Origin of the sequence: Streptomyces globisporus (assembly GCF_003501885.1) — a bacterium.
In the GTDB taxonomy this organism is placed as follows: Bacteria; Actinomycetota; Actinomycetes; order Streptomycetales; family Streptomycetaceae; genus Streptomyces; species Streptomyces globisporus_D.
Genome location: NZ_QWFA01000064.1, coordinates 22,236 through 29,476, shown reverse-complemented (window position 1 = coordinate 29,476; position 7,241 = coordinate 22,236). Strand labels below are relative to the sequence as shown.

Genomic DNA, 7,241 nt, shown 5'->3' with positions numbered 1-7,241 from the left:
AGCGCGGACCGCAGCGCACGCCCCCACCCCCGAATTGGTCCCCGAACTCGTCATGGAAGTGGACCTTAAACCGGTCCGTCGCCGACCCTAGCGTCGGCCCCATGAACGCAACCTCTCTGCGCGGGGCCCTCCTCGCGGCCCTCGCGTGTGTGCTGGTGGGGGCATCCTTCACGGCCAACAGCGTCCTCGGCGACTACCCGTTCGCGGGCGGCCAGGCGCTCCGCTACGCCCTCGCAGCGCTGCTGCTCATCCCGTTCCTTCGCCGCGACCCCGACTCCGCGACGGCCCGGCTCCGACGCCTCACCCGCCGCCAGTGGGGGCGGATCGCCCTGCTCGCCGCCGTGGGCATGGTCGGGTTCAACCTGGCGGTCCTGACGGCGGAGCAGACGGCGGAACCGGCTGTTCCGGGCGTCTTCGTGGGCTGTGCGCCGATCGTGGTCGGCGTGCTCGTCCCGCTGCTGGACGGCCGTCGTCCGTCCCGGGTCACGCTGTACGCGGCCGGCCTCGTCGCCGTCGGGGCGTTCACCGTCCAGGGCTGGGGGCGCACCGACCTGGCGGGTGTGCTGTTCTCGGTGGGCGCGCTCGCGGGCGAGGTCGGCTTCGCGGTCCTGGCCGTCCCGGTCCTGCGGCCGCTGGGCCCGAAACTCCTCTCCGCGACGGTCTGCGGCGTCGCGGCCGTCGAGTCGGCGCTGCTCGGGCTGCTGCTGGACGGCGGCTCGTTCCTGCGGGTCCCGACGGGCGGTGAGGCGACGGCCCTGCTGTGGCACTCCTGGTCGGCGCCGGTGTGGCGTACGGCTCCGGCGTCCTCGGGCGGCGTGGGTCCTCCGGCGCGCGGCGGGGGAGGCGCACGCCGGACGTCCCGCGCGACGGCTCAGCGGCTGGTGTCCAGGATGACGCGGGCCACGAGCGCCGGGTCGTCGTTCATCGGAACGTGCCCGCAGCCGGGCAGCCTGACGAGCCGGGCGTCGGGGATGACCCGCTTGGCGCGGACCCCCTGCCGGCGCAGCAGGATTCGGTCGCGGGTGCCCCAGGCGACGGTGACGGGCATGCCCTTCACGTCCTCGCCGAAGAAGGCGCCCCGGCCGACCGCCAGGGTCTGGTGAAAGCCGGTCGCTTCGCGCAGGGCGAGCGTCTCGGCGACGACGGCTTCCGGTGAACGCCTGCCGGGCCGGGCGTAGATGGTGCTGGTGAGGGCCGTCCGGCCCGCCGCACTGCCCGACAGCCGCTCGATCAACGGCACCGGCAGGGCCAGCGCGCTCCGGCGCATCGCCCGCAGGGTGCAGAAGGCGTACCGCCGTTCCGCCTCCGTCCAGAAGCCCGCCGGGGACAGCGCGGTCACCGACCGCACCACCTCGGTGCGGCCGAGCTCCAGCGCGAGCAGCCCGCCCAGTGAGTTCCCGGCCACATGGGGGCGGTCCAGGCCGAGTTCGGCACAGAAGGCGCCGAGGACCGGGCCGACGGTCCCGAGATCGTACGGAACTCCGTCCGGCAGCGCGGGCGAGGTACCGAAGCCGGGCAGGTCGACCGCGATCACGTCACGCTCGGCGGCCAGGATCCGCGTCACGGGGTCCCAGGCCCGCAGATGGTGGCCGATGCCGTGCAGGAGCAGCAACGGTTCGCCCGAGCCGGTCCGTTCGTACGCGACCGAGACCGGACGGGGGCCGTCGGCCGTTGCGACGGTGAAGGAGACCGTGGTGGTCATGCTGCTGCTCCCTGGAGTGGGTAGACATCTCGTCAACAACAATTACCGCCGGGTAGCTTGTAGTTCAAGAGCCCCGGCGATTCCCGCTGGACACCCTGTGGCCCGTGGGCTGGGATGGATCGATGACCGTCGACGTCGCGACCGAGATCTTCGAAGAGCACCGGCCGGTACTCACCGGTGTCGCCTACCGGATGCTCGGCCGCGTCGCCGACGCCGAGGACGTCGTCCAGGAGGCGTGGCTGAGGTGGTCGGCGGCGGTGCGCGAGGACGTCCGGGAGCCGCGGGCCTTCCTGGTGCGGATCACCACCCGGCTGGCCATCGACCGGCTCAGGTACCTGCAGTCGCGCCGGGAGACGTATCCGGGGACCTGGTTGCCGGAGCCGGTGGTCACGGACTTCGGCCCCGCCTCACCGGACACCGCGGAACGCGCCGTCCTCGCCGAATCCGTCTCGATCGCCGTGCTGGTCGTCCTCGAATCGCTCTCGCCGCTGGAGCGTGCGGTGTTCGTGCTCCGGGAGGCCTTCGGATTCCCGTACGCCGAGATCGCCACCGCCCTGGACCGCACCGAGCCGGCCGTCCGGCAGCTCGCGGGCCGCGCCAGGCGTCATGTGGAGGAGCGCAAGCCGCGCTACGACGTCGACCCGGCCGAACGGCGCGACCTCACCGAACGCTTCCTGGCCGCCGCCTCCGGAGGCGGCATCGAGCAGTTGCTCGCCCTGCTGGCCCCGGACGTCCGGCTCGTCAGCGACGGGGGTGGCAAGGCGAAGGCGGCGCGGCGGATCATCGAGACCGCCGACAAGGTCGGCCGCGTCCTCTTCGGGGTGGCGGGCCAACTCGACCCCGACGGGGAGATCCGCGTCATGGAGCTCAATGGCGGACCCGCCGTGGTCTACTTCGCCGGAGGCAAAGCCGATACCGTCTTTCAGATCGAAGTCGGCCAAGGTGTCATTCAATGCGCCTATATCATTCGTAATCCGGACAAGCTGTCCGGATTGCCCGTCGAATAGCCGCGCGCGCCACGGGCCCGCTCGGGCCCCATCCGCCCCACCGGCATGCCGCGTGCCTGGTCGGAGCCCCGCCGTCCGTCGCGATGGCGGGGCTTTGTGCTGCGCTCGCCTCACGGCTCCGCGAACGTCGTGTGAACGCTCTGCGCCAGAGTCCCGTTTCGCTCCGTCACGGAATAAGGATTGGTCTTGACCAAGGGGGTATGCCGTCCTAGGGTCTCCACTTAAGGCAGGAACCTTTAATAAATAACGTCGCGGAAATGGCGCCCGGCGATTGCGGAGGATCAGGGTGGGGACCACGCAGCTGGAATCGGTGCAGGAGCCGAAGTACTGGCACCTCAAGACCGTGCTCAGTGAGGCACTCGACTCGGACTTTGCGGTGGGGGAGATCCTGCCCAACGAGCGGGACCTCGCGGCGCGGTTCGGTGTCGCGCGAGCCACGCTCCGGCAGGCCCTGGAGCAGCTCGAACTCGAAGGCAGGCTGCAGCGCCGCCGTGGTGTCGGGACGACCGTCGCCCCGCCGCGCGTGGGCGTCGCCGTCTCCACCGACCAGCGGGAATGGGCGGACGGCGTCGGTGGCGAGGCCTGGCAGCCGCTCGACAGCACCATGGCCAAGGCCCCGGCGCCGGTGGCCGCCATGCTCGGAACGGACCCCGCCGAGCCGGTCCACGTGGTGCGCCGGATCCGCGACACCCAGGGGCAGGCGGTGGCGGCGGAGCTGCTCTACGTCCCCGCCTCCTCGGTCCCCGACCTCTCCGCCATCGAGGCCCCGTCCGGCCCGGTCCGCGCCCGGAGCGTCCTGCGCGAACTGCACCGGCTCGGCCTGCAGGGCCAGGACCGCTCCGTGGAGCTCGGCTCCGCGCGGGCGGACGACGCCAAGGAACTGGACCGGCTCCCCGGCGCCCCCGTCCTCGTCGTCACCACCCGCTACTTCACCGTGGACGGTACGGCGGCCGTCTCCGTCGCCACCTACCGCGCGGACACCTGCCGGCTCACCTTCGGAGACTCCGGCGCGCTGGAGATCAGCCACGACGACCAGCCGGAGCGCCAGGCCTCCTGACGCCCGCGCCCCGCTCCGTCCCGCGCCCGCCGTTCTCCCCGACGACTCCGGTCCTCGGGAAGAACGGCGGGCGCGCGTCGTTCCGGCCTGCGTCCGCCGCGCGGTCAGCGGCGGGCCGTCACGGCTCCCTCGACGGCGAACAACTCCTCTTCGACATGGTCCAGCGCGAGCCGCAGCGCCCCCGTCGCGACGGCGGCCTCTCCGAGCAGCGACAGCGTCACCCGGGGCGGGCGCAGACAGTAGCGGGCCAGCTCCTTGCGCAGCGGCTCCAGCACCCCGTCCAGTCCGGCGGCCCAGCCGCCGACCACGACCAGTTCCGGGTCGAGTGCCAGTACCAGCGCCGCCACATCGTGCACCAGTCGCTGGAGGAACCGCTCGACCGCTGCCTGGGCCCCCGCGTCGCCCTCCTTGGCCTTGGCGAACACCACGGCCACCGCCTGCTCGTCCAGCGGGTCCAGCGGTGTGTCCGTCGTCGACAGCAGATGCTCCGGCGTCAGCTCCCTGCCGAGCAGGTGCAGTGCGCCGATCTCCCCGGCGGCCCCGCCGAACCCCCGGTGCAGCCGCCCGCCGATCAAGGACCCCGCACCGGGGCTCAGCCCCGCCAGCACGAAGACCACGTCGTCGGACTCGGTGGCCGCACCCTTCCAGTGCTCCGCCACGGCTGCGGCGTTGGCGTCGTTCTCGACGAGTACGGGGCAACGGAACGAACGGCGCAGCCGCTCCCCGAGCGGCAGCCCGGTCCAGTCCGGCAACGCCGTACCCAGCCGCACGGTGCCGTCGGCCTCCACGATCCCGGGACTGCCCACGCCGACCGCGCGCAGACTGCTCCGGGCCACCCCGGTGCGGCGCAGCACATCCGCGATGACGGCCCGGACCTGGTCGAGCCGGTCGTCCGCGCCGGCGGTCTCCGACACCACGCGGGAGCCGGCCCCGATGATCCGCCCGTCCAGCCCCGAGATGAGCGCCGAGACCCGGTGCGGGCCGATCTCCACCCCGAGGAGGTGCCCCGCCTCGGCCCGGAAGCGGAACCTCCGGGCAGGGCGCCCCTGGCGTCGCGCCTCGCTCTCGTCGGGCACGGCCTCGACCACGAGACCCGCTTCGAAGAGCCCCTCGACGACCCCTTCGACCGTCGGCCGGGACAGCCCCGTGATCCGCGTCAGGTCCGTCAGCGTCGGCGAGCCGGCCCCCCTCAGGGCGTGCAGCACTACCGCGGAATTGATCCGCCGCAACAGCGACGGGTCCCCACCGGTCAGCCGGCCCACGGTATGTCCTCCCAGCTCGTGCGCATGTCTGCCGGATCGTACTCGTTGGCCGGGACCCCTGCGACCAGCCGGGGAAGCCGGTATCGAGCCGCAACCCGGTTCGCCCGGAAGCGACGAATCCGGACGACGCGGGTTACGAGCCGGGCCGGTCGGACACGGCCTCCCGGAGCCGGGCGTACTCCTCGGCCATGGTCCGCACCGTCCAGTGGGCGTTGAGGCCGCTGGGGTTGGGGAGGGCCCACACACGGGCGCCGCCGATCGTGCGGTCCTGGGGGCCGATACGGGCCCGGGGCTCGCCGAAGGCCGTGCGGTAGGCGGTGATGCCGACCACCGCGAGCCACTGCGGGGCGAGCCGTTCGACCTTGGCCGTCAGGGCGGCCCCGCCCTCGCGGAACTCCTCCGCGTCCAGTTCGTCCGCCCGGGCCGTGGCCCGCGCCACCACGTTGGTGATCCCGAGCCCGAGGCCGAGCAGCTCGCCCTGCTCCGCCGGACGCAACTGCCGCGGGGTGAAACCGGAACGGTGCAGGACCGGCCAGAACCGGTTCCCCGGGTGGGCGAAGTGGTGGCCCGTCACCGCCGTCGTCAGGCTCGGGTTGATCCCGCAGAAGAGCACGCGCAGACCGCCCGCGGCCACATCGGGGACGATGCGGCCACGGGCGGCGTTCAGCTCTTCCGGCGTCATGCGGCTTCGGGTGTCACGCGGCTTCCGGCATCAGGTGGAGCCGGTCAGAGGATCGAGCCGGGGGTGTATCCCGCGGCCTCGGGGTGCTGCTTGGCGATCTCCTCGATCCGGGCGACCAGCGACGTCACCTGGTCGCCGGCGGCGCCCGTGAACGAGAGCTTGTCGGCCATCAGCTCGTCCAGCTGCGCGCGGTCCAGCGGGATCCGCTCGTCCGCGGCGAGCTTGTCGAGCAGCTCGTTGCGCTCGGCGCCCTGCTCCCGCATCGCGAGGGCGGAGGCGACTGCGTTCTCCTTGATCGCCTCGTGTGCCAGCTCACGGCCGACCCCGGCCCGTACGGCGCCCATCAGGACCTTGGTGGTGGCCAGGAAGGGGAGGTAGCGGTCCAGCTCGCGCGCCACGACCGCGGGGAACGCACCGAACTCGTCCAGCACCGTCAGGAACGTCTCCAGGAGGCCGTCGAACGCGAAGAACGCGTCCGGGAGCGCCACCCTGCGGACCACGGAGCAGGACACGTCGCCCTCGTTCCACTGGTCGCCCGCCAGCTCACCGGTCATCGAGGCGTAGCCGCGCAGGATCACCATCAGCCCGTTGACCCGCTCGCAGGAGCGCGTGTTCATCTTGTGCGGCATCGCGGACGAGCCGACCTGGCCGGGCTTGAAGCCCTCGGTCACCAGCTCGTGGCCCGCCATCAGCCGGATGGTCTTCGCCACCGAGGAGGGCGCCGCGGCCAGCTGCACCAGGGCGGTGACCACGTCGTAGTCGAGCGACCGGGGGTAGACCTGGCCGACCGAGGTGAACGCCTCGGCGAAGCCGAGATGACCGGCGATGCGCTGCTCCAGCTCGGCGAGCTTGCCCGCGTCGCCGCCGAGCAGGTCCAGCATGTCCTGGGCCGTGCCGACCGGGCCCTTGATTCCGCGCAGCGGGTAGCGGGAGAGCAGGTCCTCCAGGCGGCCGTAGGCGACGAGCAGCTCGTCGGCGGCGGTCGCGAAGCGCTTGCCCAGCGTCGTCGCCTGCGCGGCGACGTTGTGCGAGCGTCCGGCGATCACCAGCTCGCGGTACTCCGCCGCGAGCTTGCCGAGCCGGGCGAGCACGGCCACGGTGCGGTCGCGCATCAGCTCCAGCGAGAGGCGGATCTGCAGCTGCTCGACGTTCTCCGTCAGGTCCCGGGAGGTCATGCCCTTGTGGACCTGCTCATGACCGGCGAGGGCGTTGAACTCCTCGATCCGGGCCTTCACGTCGTGCCGGGTGACCTTCTCGCGCTCGGCGATGGAGGCCAGGTCCACCTGGTCGAGCACCCGCTCGTAGTCGGCGAGCGCCGCGTCGGGCACCTCGATCCCGAGGTCCTTCTGAGCGCGCAGCACCGCCAGCCACAGCTGACGCTCCAGCTTCACCTTCTGCTCGGGGGACCAGAGGACGGCCAGCTCCGCGGAGGCGTAGCGGCCGGCCAGGACATTGGGGATGCGAGGCTTCGCAGACACGGCGTTCACGTAAACGGATTCTACTGGCGGTTCGTGCAGGCCAGCGCCGCGCC

The 7,241-nt window shown here is 72.4% G+C and carries 6 protein-coding genes and 1 pseudogene; 3 read left to right on the top strand and 4 right to left on the bottom strand.

Features of this window, described 5'->3' with window-relative positions; genetic code table 11:
* Positions 1–101 precede the first annotated feature (101 nt).
* Positions 102–770, top strand: a pseudogene (locus tag D3105_RS14470) (EamA family transporter); the annotation flags it as partial.
* A gap of 101 nt (positions 771–871) precedes the next feature.
* Here D3105_RS14470 and D3105_RS14465 read toward each other — a convergent pair.
* Positions 872–1,702, bottom strand: a complete 831-nt coding sequence (locus D3105_RS14465) for an alpha/beta fold hydrolase (RefSeq protein ID WP_118903624.1) — start codon at positions 1,700–1,702, stop codon at positions 872–874.
* 122 nt (positions 1,703–1,824) lie between these two features.
* Here D3105_RS14465 and sigJ point away from each other — a divergent pair, with 122 nt between their 5' ends.
* Together sigJ and D3105_RS14455 are read left to right on the top strand one after the other, a co-directional pair.
* The gene (sigJ, locus tag D3105_RS14460) at positions 1,825–2,709 is read left to right on the top strand and encodes an RNA polymerase sigma factor SigJ (RefSeq protein WP_118903623.1); all 885 of its coding nucleotides are present in this window, start codon (positions 1,825–1,827) and stop codon (positions 2,707–2,709) included.
* Positions 2,710–2,995: 286 nt separating this feature from the next.
* Positions 2,996–3,766: a GntR family transcriptional regulator gene (locus D3105_RS14455; protein WP_118903622.1), complete on the top strand. Its 771-nt coding sequence runs from the start codon at positions 2,996–2,998 to the stop codon at positions 3,764–3,766.
* 104 nt (positions 3,767–3,870) lie between these two features.
* Here the strand turns inward: D3105_RS14455 and D3105_RS14450 are convergent, their stop codons facing one another.
* From D3105_RS14450 to purB, 3 genes are all read right to left on the bottom strand, one after another.
* Positions 3,871–5,028 (bottom strand): ROK family transcriptional regulator, encoded by a 1,158-nt coding sequence (locus D3105_RS14450; protein WP_118903621.1) that lies wholly within the window; start codon positions 5,026–5,028, stop codon positions 3,871–3,873.
* Positions 5,029–5,161: 133 nt separating this feature from the next.
* Positions 5,162–5,710, bottom strand: coding sequence for a G/U mismatch-specific DNA glycosylase (gene mug, locus D3105_RS14445; RefSeq protein WP_118903620.1), 549 nt, complete (start codon positions 5,708–5,710; stop codon positions 5,162–5,164).
* Between the two features lie 44 nt (positions 5,711–5,754).
* Positions 5,755–7,188, bottom strand: a complete 1,434-nt coding sequence (gene purB / locus D3105_RS14440; RefSeq protein WP_078654728.1) for an adenylosuccinate lyase — start codon at positions 7,186–7,188, stop codon at positions 5,755–5,757.
* Positions 7,189–7,241: the final 53 nt, after the last annotated feature.